The organism is Ruegeria sp. HKCCD9138 (assembly GCF_057220975.1).
In genome coordinates, this window is the sequence record NZ_JBWVAZ010000004.1 from 257130 (window position 1) to 270911 (window position 13782).

A 13782-nucleotide genomic window follows, 5' to 3' on the forward strand; every position below is an offset into this window, starting at 1 on the left:
GGGGCTCGCCATTTTTTTATTCTGCAGCCTTGAGCGGATGGGATGGGGGATCGCGCGGTTCCTGATCCGTCCCGTCTTGGCCGGTCGGAACCTCGTCGCCATCCCACAGGATTTCGGTGGTCTGCATGCTGCGCGCGGATCTGCCGATGGCCATGTCCTGCGCGATCTTGCTCGCCCGACCCGCTGTCACACGCGCCAGCAGTTTGCCCAGCCAGATGGCATATGTGGTCACCCACACGCGCAACGCCAGGAAGGACGGCGTTACAATCAGCGTCAGCACGGTGGCAATACCCAGGCCGAACACAACCGCAGTGGCCAGCTGTTTCCACCACAGCGCTGTGGGGCTGTCGATCGAGTATCCGCCGTTGATAAAATCCAGCGACAAGCCGAACATCATCGGTGTCAGACCCGCCATCGTGGTCAGCGTGGTCAGCAGGACCGGTCGAATGCGCGATTCAGCCGTGCGCACAATCGCCTCGATCCTTGGCATGTAGGTGCTGTATTCCTGATAGGTATCGATCAGAACAATGTTGTTGTTCACGACGATCCCTGCCAGGGCCACAATGCCGGTACCGGTCATGATGATCGAGAACGGTTGTTGCATGACCATCATCCCGATCAGCACTCCGGTGGTCGACAATACCACGGCCAGCAGAACCAGCACCGAGTTGTAGAACGAGTTGAACTGCGCCAGCAGGATCACGAACATCAGGCCCAGCGCGCCCATGAAGGCGTTGACGAGGAAGGCTCCGGATTCCTCCTGATCCTCCTGATCGCCGGTCCACTCCCAGCTGATGGTGTTGCCAAACGGATCGCTTTGCAGCCATTCCGTCAGTACCGAGATCCGCTCATTGGGATTGATAAGGGCAAACCGGGCCTCGCCGCCGTCTATGGCAGCCTGAAGGGCGCCAACGTTCTCGGCTTCGGTCAGTTGGAACAGCTCATAGTCTATGCCATCCGTGCTGGTTAAAACTGCATTGGTTGGGGTCAAGCCCTCGGCCACTTCGCGTACGACAGCCAGTCGTTGTTCACTGCCATCCGGGCCGTCAATCACAACCTTGTTCAAACCGGGTTCAACATCGGCCTTAACATCATAATAGCGCTGCTGATTTACGCGGTTGATCTCGGCAAGCTTCGGCACCGGCTGACGCGTGACAAAGTTCGACAGGGGGACCAATCCGTCCGGCGTGCGTACTTTGAGCGTATCCAGAGTGGACAGAACCCGGTCATTCTCGGGCAGTCGAACGCGGATTTCGATCTCTTCATCCGTGCTGTCCGGACGCATCTCACCCAACAGGATGCCGCGCGTGACCAACTGGACCATGGCGCCTACGGTCGCAACGTCTGCGCCAAAGCGGCCCGCTTTCGCGACGTCGACGTCGATTTGCCAGTCGATGCCGGGAAGGGGCAAGGTATCCTCGATCTTGATCAGACCGGGCGTTTGTTCGAAAGCTTCGCGTGCCGCGACTGTGGCGGTGGTCAGTTCCTCCCAGCCGTCACCTTTAATGCGCAGATGCACCGGCTTGGCCGAGGCTGGTCCCTGTTCCAGTGCCAGGATTTCAACCACTATACCGGGCAGTTTCGCAAGTTCTGCATTTAGCTGATCAATGACAAAGTCGCCATCATAGTCCGGCGCCACAACGTGCCGATCGAACAGGCCACCCAGAACGGGTTCCGAGATATTCGGACGATCTTCCCAAGGAATGATTTCGAACTGGACGCGGCCCACGGTATCGGCCGGGGCCTGAGCCCCACCGTTGTTCTGGTTCAGTCCGCCCTCGCCAGCAAAGGCAAAGACATTGATCACCGCAGGATGCGCAGCAATCACCTTTTCGGCGGCCAGGACCATCGCGTCCTTTTCAGCCAGAGACAGGTTACCGCGTGCACGGACATAGGCAGTGGCCTGTTCCGGTTCGCTTTCGACGAAGAACTCGACGCCCCGGTTGTTCTCGCCATAGGCAGTCATGACAGTGAACACGGCAAAGCCAACTGCAACGAGCGATACAATCGGCATGATCGGGTTGCCGACGAGGAACTTGATTACATAGCCGAAAGGTGTGTGTTCCTTGGCCGTGTGCACGCGCTCTTCGACATGGCGTTCGATTCTGGCGGCGCTCAGGGTTACCGAGCCGGCGAAAGCGCCGAACAGGAACAGCAGGGCACCGGCGAATGAGCCTCCGGGCAACAGGTAATCCGGGTTCAGCATTTGCATCGCGCCAAGGAAGATCATGTACAGCGACGGCGGCACCATGATCGCGCGCATCCACCAGGGCGTGCGGGCCCGCAGCCAGTTCGAGGTGCGGTCGAACACTCGGCTCAGACGGCCCGAGACACCACCCATGACCGGCAAGTAGATCAGCGCCACGATCAGCGAGGCCGACAGAACGAAGATCAGCGTGACCGGCAGCATTCCCATGAACTCGCCCGGTACGCCGGGCCAGAACAACATGGGCAGGAAAGCACACAGGGTTGTCGCGGTTGACGAAACGATGGGCCAGAACATGCGTTGCGCCGCCTCGACATAGGCGTGCATCGGGCCGACGCCTTCTTTGATGCGCTTGTCGGCGTATTCCACCACCACGATCGCACCATCGACCAGCATCCCCACAGCAAGGATGAGGCCGAACATCACAATGTTCGAAATGCTGACGCCCATCACGGCAAGGAAGGCGAAACACAGCAGGAATGAGGTGGGAATTGCGAAACCCACCAAAAGTGCTGCCCGCGTGCCCAGCGAGGCCAGAACCACGATCATCACCAGCGCAATCGCGGTCAGAACCGAGCCTTCCAACTGGCTGACCATGGAGCCCACAATGCGGCTTTGGTCGTTGGATGTGCCGACACCAACGGCGGCCTGCATCTCGGGCGGCCATTTGGCCTGCGCGGCGGCGACAGTTTCTTTGACCAGCGCAACTGTGTCGATCAGGTTGAAGCCCTTGCGTTTGACCACCTGCAAAGCGACCGTCGGTTCGCCGTCAAAGCGCGCGGTGCCTTCGCGGTCTTCAAACGTGTAGTTGATCTGGGCAAGCTCACCGAGCGTCACAACCCGGTCACCGTTGACCTTGATCGGCAGACCATAAACGTCCTGCGCGGTTTTGAAGGACGAAGGGATCTTGACCGAAAATGTCCCTTGCGCGGTTTCCACCTCACCTGCCGCGATCAGCTGGTTGTTGTTCCGAACCACGTTGATCAGTTCGTCGGCGGTGACGTTGTAAGCCTCAAGTCGAAGGGGGTCGATGACGACCTCAAGCATCTCGTCGCGGTTACCGGCGATTCCGGCCTCAAGAACTGCATCCAGAGACTCAAGCTCGTCCTGCAAGTCCTTGGCAATGCGGGCCATTGTACGTTCAGGGACAGCGCCGGTCAGGTTGACGATAACGATGGGGAATTCTGAGAAGTTGATCTCGGTCAGTGTGTATTGTTCCGCCCCATCCGGGAAATCGGCCTGCGCGGTGTTCATGGCATCGCGCACGTCCGCGGTTATGGCCGTCTTGTCCCAGCCAAAGTCGAATTCCAGCGCAATACCGGCATAGCCTTCGGCAGCGGTAGCGGTCATTTCTTTCAGACCGTCCAGATCCGCCAGTTCGGTTTCCATCGGTTTTATCAGAAGGTTTTCGCTGTCTTCTGCTGAGATTCCGGGGAAACTGACCGACACGAACAAGGCCGGTATCTCGATGTCCGGTTCGCCCTCCTTGGGCAGGTTCACATAGGCAAACCCACCGACGATCAGTGAGATCGCGATGAAGGCGATGACCATTCGGGCCCGGCCAGCGGCCCAACTGACAATACCCGTCATTGAGACGCTTCCTGATAGGTGGGCGCAACCGTGACGCCGCTGGTTACGAATTCCTGACCGACCACGATGACGTCGGCCGTTTCCGGCAAACCGCCGACCCAGACGCCTTCGGCGGTGTCGCGCAGCAACTGGATCGGAACGAAGCCGACCACATCACCGGCGCCGACCGTACGAACACCCAGCTTACCTTCGTTGTTCAGGGTCAGGGCCGATTGCGGCAGCAGATGTGCTTTCACGCCTTCGGCCGCGATCTGGATATTTGCGGTCTGGCCGTCACGGATCAGCAATTCCGGGTTGGGTACGGTAATCTCGACCTCGAAAGTGCGGGTGGTTTCATCCGCCGAGCGGCTGAGGAAGGTTACGCGCCCCTCGACCTGCAGCCCGGTAACCAGCTGCGCCGACGCCATCGAGCCGACAACAATCCGGTTCACTTCGGTTTCCGGAACAAAGCCCACCAACTTGATCGGGTCCAACTGGATAACCGTCGCGCACAGCGATCCCGGCTGCATCAGGCTGCCCAGTTCGGCCGCGTCGCTTTCCAGCAGACCTTTGAACGGAGCTTCAATGGTAAGCCGGTCCATTTCGCGTTGAGCTGCGGCGACCGCGGCCTGCGCAGCCTCGATCCCGGCCTGCGTTGCTTCCAGACCGGCTTCGGCGGACTTGATTCCCGCTTGCGCGCTGCTCATCTCCGCCTCGCTCGAAATCCGACGGGTTTCCGACCCGAACCCGGTTTCCGACAGCTTTCGCGCGGCCTTCAGGTTGATTTCCGCCTCTGCCAGTCGGGCATGGGCCTCTTGCAGGCGGGCTTCGGCCTCGGGGACGCGGCTTTCGGCTTCAAGCAATGCCGCTTTAGCTTCGGCCAAGCTCGCCGGGCGGGTGCCGGGATCAAGTTCGCACAACAGATCTCCGGTCTCGACGAAAGCACCTTTGCGCTTTGGGTCGGACAACACGGTCGACGTCGTCTCGGCCAGAACTTCGACCTGACGGTTCGCCTTGGTCTGGCCGCGCAACTGAACGGCGCTGCCAATTTCGCGCGCGGTCGAGCGCAAGGCGATCACGCCGATCGTGCCGGGCGCCTGTGCAATGGTCTCCGGTGCAGTCTCAGTTGGGGCTTCGGCCTGATCATCGCCGCGACCGGCAAAAGCAAACAACGCGTCGCGCTCAAACACGAGGAAATACAATGCAATAATTACCAATACGGCGTTGACAAATGAAATCAAACGCATGTGGTGCCTTTCCAGATTTTACGGCCAACCTGACATTGGCGTATTAGCTTTCAAATGGGGTCAGGTTGCGGACTTGTCCATACTGAACTGAATAGTTCGGTTTACTTTTTTTAGCAAGTGCCACGCCAGTCGGCGCAAATGTGTAAATTCGGGCACTTGGCTTGCCGGTGGCGGCGGGGTATGACATGGCGCTAGAAAGCCAGACACGTAGCCTGGGGGCAGGGATGAGCGACGCCGACAGTTTCATTGAAGAAGTCACCGAAGAGGTGCGCCGCGACCGAATGTACCAACTTTTGCGCCGTTGGGGATGGGTCGGGGTCATCGCCGTCATCGCCATTGTGGGTGGTGCGGCCTTCAATGAATACCGCAAAGCACGCGACGCCGCGCAGGCCGAAGCATTGGGTGATGCGATTCTGTCGTCGCTGGCCGAAAACGACTCGACCGAACGGGCGGCCAGCCTTGAGGGGATCGAGACGCAATCGCCGGGTGGAGAGGCGGTGCTGAACATGCTGCTGTCCGCTTCGCAGATCGAAGCCGGGTCGCGGCAGGACGCAGTGGCCAGCCTGAACGCCATTGCGGTGCAGGGCGATCTGCCCGAAATCTACCGTGCCATTGCGTCTTTCAAGGCATTGCTGCTGCAAGGCGATACTATGCCCGTGGCGGACCGTCGTCAGCAATTCGAGGCTCTGGCCGTGCCCGGCGCGCCCTTGCGTCTGCTGGCAGAGGAGCAATTGGCACTGATCGATGTGGCCGAGGGCGAAACGCAGGCGGCGATGGACCGCTTGCAGGCGTTGCGGCAGGACGCTGAGGCGGGTGTCGATCTGCAACAGCGCGCTGCGCAGCTGATCATCGCGCTGGGTGGCGAGCCTGCTCCGGTTGCAGGACAGCAGGGCTGATCGGGCGGCGGAACCAGGGAAACAGACAGGCGAGTTCGAACAAAGATGGTAACAAGATTTTTCTCAGGCTTTGGGATGCCCGCTGCTGTGATTGCCCTGACCACGCTGAGTGCCTGTCAGGAACCCGAAGTCATACTACCTGGTGCCCGTGAAGACATCCGGTCTGTTCAGGATAACGAAACTGTCGAAACCCAAGGGGCCAAGCCAATCAGCCTGCCTGCCCAGTCACGGAATGCCAGTTGGGCGCAAAGCCCTGGAACACCCGCGTTCCGGACGACAAATGCGGCGCTTGGCTCTACACCACAGCGTGTCTGGTCTACATCGATCGGTGCCGGGGATTCGCGCAAACAACGGATTACGGCAGAACCGGTTGTCGCGGGCGGCCTGATTTACACGCTCGATTCCGGAGCGACCGTCACCGCCGTCACGCCACAGGGGCAGGTCGCCTGGAGCACCAATCTGATCCCACCATCCGAGAAAGACAACCAGGCCACCGGTGGTGGCCTCGCCTATGCCGAAGGGGTTCTTTATGTTTCGTCCGGTTTCGGGCGTCTGACGGCCCTGGACGCAAAGACAGGCGCGCAGCGTTGGCAAAAACGGTTGAACGCGACCGGCAGTGGTTCGCCGCTGGTCAGCGGCGGTCTGCTCTATCTGGTGGCCGGTGACGAAACCGGCTGGGCGGTGAATACCAAAGACGGGCGCATTGCCTGGCAGATCGACGGTACACCCAGCGTCGGCAATGTCTTGGGTGCTCCGGCCCCGGTTCTGACCTCGGACCTCGCGGTCTTTGCATTTGGTTCAGGTGATATTGCAGCCACGTTCCGCAAGGGTGGTATCCGGCGCTGGAATGCATCGGTCGCAGGTGGTCGCCGGGGGCGCGCGGCTGCGCAGGTCGTGGATGTGACCGGAGGGCCGATGGTCGTTGGCAATGCGATCTATATCGGCAACCACTCTGGCCGCACCGTGTCATTTGACGCCAGCTCGGGCGAGCGGAACTGGACGGCCGCCGAAGGTGCAGTGGACACGGTTTGGGTCGCAGGCAACAGCGTGTTTCTGATCAGCGACCGCAACCAACTGGTCCGTCTGAACGCGGCGGATGGTTCGATCGTCTGGGCGCAGGACTTGCCCGGTTTCGTCAAGGACAAGCCGGGTCGTCGCGGCGCGATCTATGCGCATTACGGGCCGATCCTGGCGGGTGGGCGTATTGTCGTGGCCTCGAATGACGGCTTCCTGCGATTCTTCAACCCGGTTGACGGCGCACTTGTCTATCAGGCCGAGGTGCCGGGCGGGGCAACGACCACGCCCGTCGTGGCCGGGCAGACGCTGTATGTGGTCTCGACCAAAGGTGATCTACACGCTTTCCGTTGACGACAAGATGCGCTAAAGGGCGCGTCTGAGTCTTGAAAGTTGAGTATCATGTCGCTGACCCTCGCCATCGTGGGGCGCCCGAATGTGGGCAAATCCACCCTGTTCAACCGCCTTGTGGGCAAACGTCTGGCATTGGTCGACGACCAGCCCGGCGTTACGCGCGACCTGCGCGAAGGCGAAGGACGTCTGGGCGATCTGCGCTTCACCGTGATTGACACGGCAGGGCTGGAGGACGCGACCGACGACAGCCTGCAAGGCCGGATGCGCCGGCTGACCGAACGAGCGGTGGACATGGCTGATGTGTGCCTGTTCATGATCGACGCCCGGGCTGGCCTGACGCCGACGGATGAGATGTTCGCCGAAATCCTGCGCAAGCGCTCCAAGCACGTGATTCTGGCAGCCAACAAAGCCGAGGGCAGCGCGGCTGATGCCGGAGTGCTTGAGGCTTACAATCTGGGTCTGGGCGAACCGGTTCGTCTGTCGGGTGAGCATGGCGAGGGGATGACCGACCTTTATGCGCAGTTGATGCCTCTGGCGGATGCCGCCGAGGAACAGGCGCAGGACGACGCCCCAGAGACGGATATCGAACTGGATGAAGACGGCGAGGGCGAGAGCCCTCTGATCACAGCGGCAAAACCGCTGCAGGTGGCCGTTGTTGGCCGTCCGAACGCCGGAAAATCTACTTTGATCAACAAGATCATCGGCGAAGATCGCCTGCTGACCGGTCCCGAAACCGGGATCACCCGAGATGCGATAAGCCTGCAGATCGATTGGGCGGACCCTGATGGCAGCAGCACGCCGATGCGGATTTTCGACACGGCTGGGATGCGCAAGAAGGCCAAGGTGCAGGAAAAGCTTGAGAAGCTTTCGGTCTCGGACGGCCTGCGCGCGGTCAAGTTCGCCGAGGTCGTGGTGGTACTGTTGGATGCCGCCATTCCGTTCGAGCAGCAAGACCTGCGCATCGCCGATCTGGCTGAACGTGAAGGCCGTGCCGTCGTGGTCGCCGTCAATAAATGGGATGTCGAGGACAACAAGCAGGAAAAGCTGCGCGAGTTGAAGGAATCCTTCGACCGCCTTTTGCCACAGTTGCGCGGAGCGCCGCTGGTAACCGTTTCCGCCAAAACGGGCCGGGGTCTGGAGCGTCTGCGCGCCGCCATCTTGCGCGCCCATGATGTCTGGAACCGTCGCGTGCCGACGGCTGCCTTGAACCGTTGGCTGACCGCGATGCTGGAACAGCATCCGCCCCCAGCGCCGCAGGGCCGCCGGATCAAACTGCGCTACATGACCCAGGCCAAGACCCGTCCGCCAGGGTTTGTGGTCATGTGCTCACATCCCGACAAGATGCCGGACAGCTATTCACGCTATCTGGTGAATGGACTGCGCGAAGACTTTGACATGCCGGGGACGCCAATCCGGTTGACCTTGCGCGGGCAAGGGGACAAGAACCCGTACAAGGGACGGCGCAAGAAAAACGCGGGCGCGCTGGCCAAACATCTCAAGGGCCGCGCGTAACTGCGCCAATTTTCAGCATTTTAGCCGTGGGGGCGTGACAGCCATTCGGCATCGCGTTAGCATTCAGGCGCGTGCATTTGTTTGCGCACGCGCTGCTTGTACGCGGAAATTCCGCGCCTAATTTGGATATGACTTTGTGCCAAGGCGTCGTGGGGAGCGAGCTGAATGGACCTAAGAGACTACACAAGGCAATACGCAATTCAGGATAACAGGCTGGCCGCTCTCAGCTATTTCGGGACCTTCGCGGTTTACTTTGCATCACTGGCACTGGCGATTGTCTACGTTGATCGCTGGTACATCATGGTTCCGGCTGGCGTGGTGTTCGCCTTCTCCGCTGTACGTCTTTATGTGCTGCAACACGATTGCGGCCATCACTCGTTGTTCGAGACGCGAACACAAAACGAGTGGGCTGGGCACGGGTTGTCTCCGTTCACCTTTGCCCCATTCGAAGTGATGAAACAGAACCACAACCTGCATCATGCTGGTATTGGCAATCTGGAACACCGCGAAACCGGGGAAATCCATACGATGACCCTGCGGGAATGGAATGAGGCTGATTGGAAAAAGCGCCTGTTCTACAGGCTTTATCGCAACCCGTTCATTCTGGTTCCGGTAGGAGCACTGTTCACCTATTTCATCCGCTATCGCTGGCCCAAGAACACCGTCCGCTTTGGAGTGAAGGGTGTGTTGCTGCACAATCTTTCAATCGTGGTGTTCCTTGGCCTGCTATATCTGATCGCCGGATCAACGGGCATTCTGGTCTGGCTTGTGTTCTCGCTGCTGGGCGGAATGCTGGGCGTTTTTCTGGTCTACCTGCAGCACAATTTCGAGGACACCTATTGGGACCGTCGCCCGGATCTGGATCCGAAGCTGGCGGCGTTGGAAGGGTCGTCAGCGTTGGATTTCGGTTGGTGGTTCGACAACGCGGTGGCTTGCATCACACTGCACGACATCCATCATTTCAATGCGCGGATCCCGTCCTATCGGCTGCGTGCCTGCCACTATAACCTGCCGCCCGAATACACGCCGCGCCGGATCAAGTTCCCCGAGGCTGTGGCGGCCCTGAACCTTAAACTTTGGGACGAGGACGCAAAACGCCTGGTCCCATTCCCGAAAAAGGCTTCGGGCCGGCAATTGGCCCAAAGCGGCTGAGGTCAACGATTATAAGCGCCGCGCACACTTGCGCAGGTGTATATGCCTCGTATATACGTGTGCATGAGGAGATAACGAAAGGACCCGCAATGACCGCAGTAACCGATGTGCGCGGCGTAGGAAAAGCGCTGGCACAGGCCCTCAGCGCAAATGGCTACAAAACAGCCGAAGAACTGGCCAAGGCCAAACCTGAGGAACTGGTCAAGGTGCCGCGCATTGGTACGGCTCGGGCATCTGTTTTGATCTCGGCGGCACAAGAGGCGGCGGCGGCAAAACCTGCGGCCAAGTCCACGACCCGGCGCGCTCCGGCCCGCAAACCGGCTGCGCGTCCGACGACATCGCGGGTAACAGCCGCAGCAAAAAAGGCCGAAGCGGAACGGAAAGCCGCTGAGCAGCGCGCGGCGGCTGAATTGGCAGCCGAATTGGCAGCAGCCGAGGCCAAAGCCAAGAAAAAAGCCAAAGCCAAAGCCAAGGCAGAAAAGGCCGCCAGAAAGAAATCTGAGATGGAGGCTGCATTCAAGAAAGCCAAAGAAAAAGTCAAGGAGAAGTCCAAGAAAGGCAAAAAGTCTAAGAAGTCCAAAAAGGACGACAAAAAGAAGGCCGACAAAAAGAAAGATAAGAAAAAGGCGAAGAAGTAGTTTTTCTCCGCCTTGTGAAAAAGACCGGCGCCCCAGCGGGTGGCCGGTTTTTCTTATGCCAGGTTGCCGTCTGTTTGCAGTGTCAGCTTTCCACCCAGATAGGGGGTCAGAACCTCGGGCAAAGTTACGGTGCCGTCTGCGTTCTGGCCGTTTTCAAGCACCGCAATCAGGCAACGCCCCACTGCCAGACCAGAGCCATTCAGCGTGTGAACGTATTCCGGCTTGCCGCCAGCTTCGGGCCTGAAGCGGGCGTTCATGCGGCGGGCTTGAAAATCGCCGGTGGTCGAAACCGAGCTGATCTCGCGATAGGTGTTCTGGCCGGGGAGCCAGGCTTCGATGTCAAACGTGCGGCGCGCGCCAAAACCCATATCACCGGTGCACAAGACGACGGTGCGATAGGGGATGCCCAACTGTTCCAGAAGATCCTCGGCACAGCGCAACATGCGCTTTTGTTCCTCGTCCGATTTGTCTGGATGAGTGACCGAGACCATCTCGACCTTTTCAAACTGGTGCTGGCGCAGCATTCCGGCGGTGTCCTTACCGGCGCTGCCGGCCTCGGACCGGAAACAAACTGTGTGGGCCGTCATTCGGACGGGCAGGGCGGCCTCATCCAGAATGTCACCCGCTACCGAATAGGTAAGCGTGACTTCTGAGGTCGGGATCAGCCACCAGCCGTTTGTCGTCTGATAGCTGTCATCACCGAATTTCGGCAGCTTATCGGTGCCGTACATCGCCTCATCGCGGACCAGAACGGGCGTCTGGGTTTCGGTCAGGCCGTTCTTGTCGATATGCGTGTCCAGCATGAACTGTGCCAAAGCGCGGTGAATGCGGGCGACGCCTTTGGACAGGTTCACAAAGCGGCTGCCGCTGGTCTTGGCGGCCGTTTCGAAATCCATTGCGGCGGCGACAGCGGGGATCTCATAATGCTCCTTCGGCGCGAAATCGAACTCGCGCGGGGTGCCCCAGCGATTGACCTGGACATTGTCGTCCTCGTCGTCGCCCTGCGGCACATCCTCGGCAGGCAGGTTGGCGATGCGCGCCAGTTGATCGGTCAAAAGGGCGTCCAGATCCTTGGCTTCGGTCTGCATCCGGGCGACTTCGGCCTTTTTCTCGGCCACAAGCGCGCGCAGGCGTTCGAACTCAGCTTCGTCGCCGCGCCCTTTGGCGGCGCCAACCTCTTTGCTGGCCTTGTTCTGTTCGGCCTGAGCGGTTTCGGCGGCAAGAATCTTGGCTCGGCGGCTTTCGTCCAGTCGCAGCAGGTCTGACGACACCGGCGCATCTCCACGGCGCGCGAGGGCGGCGTCGAAGGCATCGGGGTTTTCGCGAATGGCGCGGATGTCGTGCATGTCTCAGATCCTTGAATGCGTGAATCACTAGAGCCGCTTATGCACCATATGGAGGGAAGGGTGTAGCACCGGTAAAGCAAATAACACTTACTTTCCGGCATCCTCTTCGGATTCGTGGGCCAGGTGACCATCCCATTCCTCGGCCGGTATTTTCGGCTCGGGTGGGTCCGCCATATAGGACGGTGTCATGATCTGCACGTTATTCTCGTTGAATACGGCAACGATGTTGCGATGCAGGTCCGACCGGATCTTCGGTATGATGCTGCCGCGCGTTGTGTAGCCGTTGATCTGATAGTTGATCGCGTAATCGGCCAGCGCGGTCCACAGCACGAAGGGTTCCGGTTTGGCCTTGATCCCCTTGGTGCGGTGCGCAGCCTCGACCAGCATCGCCTCGACCTTTTGCGGTGGTTCTTCGTAACCGATCCCAACTGTGGTGTGCAGCAACAGGCCGCTGCCATCGGTTTTTTTCGAAAAATTGATTACGTCGGAATTCATCAACTGCGCGTTGGGAATCGAAATCAACTCGTTCTTGATGGATTTCAGATGTGTCTCCATCAGCTTGATCTCGACGACGTCGCCAATATGTTCACCTATTTGAATGCGGTCCCCGATCGAGGTCGATCGTCGATAGATGACGAACAGGCCTGCAAGCATGTTGGAAACGACCGAATTCGCGCCCAGTGACAACATGGCCCCTACCAGAATCGTCAGACCTTGAAAGGCAGCGGAATCCGAACCCGGAATATAGGGAACCGCGAAGACCAGAGCGATGAGGATCACGACGACGCGTGCGATGTTGAATGTCGGGTTGACCCAGTGCTTTTCGAAATCCCCAAGGTCGAAAGTTCCCGCTTCGACGGCATTAAAGAAAACGCGCATCCCCTTGATAACGTACATGGTAACCCATGTGATCAGCCCCAGCATGATCAGGTTGGGCAAATAGCTGATTATGCCCTGGGCGATCTGCAGGACCGGCTCGGTCAGATAGGTCAGCAACAGCTGGGCAAAATACCGGGTTTCGGCAAAGGCCAGCAATATGAAGGACAGATAATAGTAGAACCCCAGAAAAAAGACGATGAGCAGAATGAAGTTCAGCCCGTACCGGATCAGCGCGGCCATCGCCTCTGCCTGCACATGTTCGGCTGTGGCCGTCTCCACATCCTTTAAGTAGCGCTGTACGAACCGCAGCGTGCGCCGTCTGATGCGGCGGTGCAGCCAAAGGATCACCACGACGAAGAGCACGAATACCAAGGTCCATCCGGCTGCTTCGATGGCACCGGATACGCGGGCCTGTTCCGTCCGGTTAGCGCGATATCCCTCAATGGCTTCTTTGATTGCGTTCCCGTGCAGAACGCTCACGACGCTGAGATCCATCTGGTCCAGTTCGGCGTCCGCATCGGTCACGATGGAAATCCTGGTGCCTCCCGCCAGAATCCAAATTCCCAGTTCCGTCTCTTGGTACGTGATGTCTACGGTCGCGGCGTCAGAGGCCTCGGCGACTTCGATGATTTTGTTCTGTACATCTTCCGCACGTTCCGGGGCAGGCAACGCGCTTGAGCCGCGGACCTGAAACAGGATGTCCCCATCCACGATGACCGGCGCCATGAACGCATCGGAGTCTTCGACCTCGGATTCCGGTTCAACCGGTATTGCTTCCTGCGCCAAGAGAGATGTTGCCAGCCACAGGCTCAGCACAAGTGACGTCAGAAAATAAGACAGCAAAAGGAATGGCTTGAACGGCTTTGTCATTGGTCCCCCTACACAGCGACTATAACCGAGTCGGACACTGTGCCTAGGGCATATCTGCAACGCTTTTCCTGATCCTTTGGCACGGCACGGTCGCCAAGG

9 protein-coding genes are annotated in these 13782 nt (G+C 59.2%); 5 read left to right on the forward strand and 4 right to left on the reverse strand.

Features of this window, described 5'->3' with window-relative positions; genetic code table 11:
- Positions 1-16: 16 nt before the first annotated feature.
- Together AC2TEL_RS09290 and AC2TEL_RS09295 are read right to left on the reverse strand one after the other, a co-directional pair.
- Positions 17-3796, reverse strand: coding sequence for an efflux RND transporter permease subunit (locus tag AC2TEL_RS09290; protein WP_480903348.1), 3780 nt, complete (start codon positions 3794-3796; stop codon positions 17-19).
- Positions 3793-5022, reverse strand: a complete 1230-nt coding sequence (locus AC2TEL_RS09295; protein WP_480903350.1) for an efflux RND transporter periplasmic adaptor subunit — start codon at positions 5020-5022, stop codon at positions 3793-3795. Before AC2TEL_RS09295 ends, AC2TEL_RS09290 begins: the two co-directional genes overlap by 4 nt.
- A 224-nt stretch (positions 5023-5246) precedes the next feature.
- On the opposite strand from AC2TEL_RS09295, the gene AC2TEL_RS09300 reads away from it, so the two are divergent.
- The 5 genes from AC2TEL_RS09300 (at position 5247) to AC2TEL_RS09320 (ending at position 10588) form a co-directional block, all read left to right on the forward strand.
- Entirely contained in the window at positions 5247-5918 is a 672-nt protein-coding gene (locus AC2TEL_RS09300; protein ID WP_480843211.1) for a hypothetical protein, read from the forward strand.
- A gap of 45 nt (positions 5919-5963) precedes the next feature.
- Entirely contained in the window at positions 5964-7286 is a 1323-nt protein-coding gene (locus AC2TEL_RS09305) for a PQQ-like beta-propeller repeat protein (protein WP_480903351.1), read from the forward strand.
- 48 nt (positions 7287-7334) lie between these two features.
- The gene (gene der / locus AC2TEL_RS09310; RefSeq protein ID WP_480903354.1) at positions 7335-8798 is read left to right on the forward strand and encodes a ribosome biogenesis GTPase Der; all 1464 of its coding nucleotides are present in this window, start codon (positions 7335-7337) and stop codon (positions 8796-8798) included.
- A gap of 165 nt (positions 8799-8963) precedes the next feature.
- Entirely contained in the window at positions 8964-9950 is a 987-nt protein-coding gene (locus tag AC2TEL_RS09315; RefSeq protein ID WP_480843205.1) for a fatty acid desaturase, read from the forward strand.
- An 89-nt stretch (positions 9951-10039) separates the two neighbouring features.
- On the forward strand, positions 10040-10588 hold the full coding sequence (locus AC2TEL_RS09320) for a helix-hairpin-helix domain-containing protein (protein WP_480903356.1): 549 nt from the start codon (positions 10040-10042) through the stop codon (positions 10586-10588).
- A 53-nt stretch (positions 10589-10641) separates the two neighbouring features.
- Here the strand turns inward: AC2TEL_RS09320 and serS are convergent, their stop codons facing one another.
- Together serS and AC2TEL_RS09330 are read right to left on the reverse strand one after the other, a co-directional pair.
- Positions 10642-11934 (reverse strand): serine--tRNA ligase, encoded by a 1293-nt coding sequence (gene serS, locus AC2TEL_RS09325; protein WP_480903358.1) that lies wholly within the window; start codon positions 11932-11934, stop codon positions 10642-10644.
- Between the two features lie 87 nt (positions 11935-12021).
- Complete coding sequence (locus AC2TEL_RS09330; protein WP_480843199.1) at positions 12022-13683, reverse strand: mechanosensitive ion channel family protein; 1662 nt, start codon at positions 13681-13683, stop codon at positions 12022-12024.
- Between the last annotated feature and the right edge of the window lie 99 nt (positions 13684-13782).

Bases quoted from the DNA above. Each gene is read 5' to 3' on its own strand.
- AC2TEL_RS09330 (WP_480843199.1), bottom strand. From the start codon at position 13,683: ATGACAAAGCCGTTCAAGCCATTCCTTTTGCTGTCTTATTTTCTGACG.
- serS (WP_480903358.1), bottom strand. From the start codon at position 11,934: ATGCACGACATCCGCGCCATTCGCGAAAACCCCGATGCCTTCGACGCC.
- der (WP_480903354.1), top strand. From the start codon at position 7,335: ATGTCGCTGACCCTCGCCATCGTGGGGCGCCCGAATGTGGGCAAATCC.
- AC2TEL_RS09305 (WP_480903351.1), top strand. From the start codon at position 5,964: ATGGTAACAAGATTTTTCTCAGGCTTTGGGATGCCCGCTGCTGTGATT.
- AC2TEL_RS09320 (WP_480903356.1), top strand. From the start codon at position 10,040: ATGACCGCAGTAACCGATGTGCGCGGCGTAGGAAAAGCGCTGGCACAG.
- AC2TEL_RS09290 (WP_480903348.1), bottom strand. From the start codon at position 3,796: ATGACGGGTATTGTCAGTTGGGCCGCTGGCCGGGCCCGAATGGTCATC.
- AC2TEL_RS09295 (WP_480903350.1), bottom strand. From the start codon at position 5,022: ATGCGTTTGATTTCATTTGTCAACGCCGTATTGGTAATTATTGCATTG.
- AC2TEL_RS09315 (WP_480843205.1), top strand. From the start codon at position 8,964: ATGGACCTAAGAGACTACACAAGGCAATACGCAATTCAGGATAACAGG.
- AC2TEL_RS09300 (WP_480843211.1), top strand. From the start codon at position 5,247: ATGAGCGACGCCGACAGTTTCATTGAAGAAGTCACCGAAGAGGTGCGC.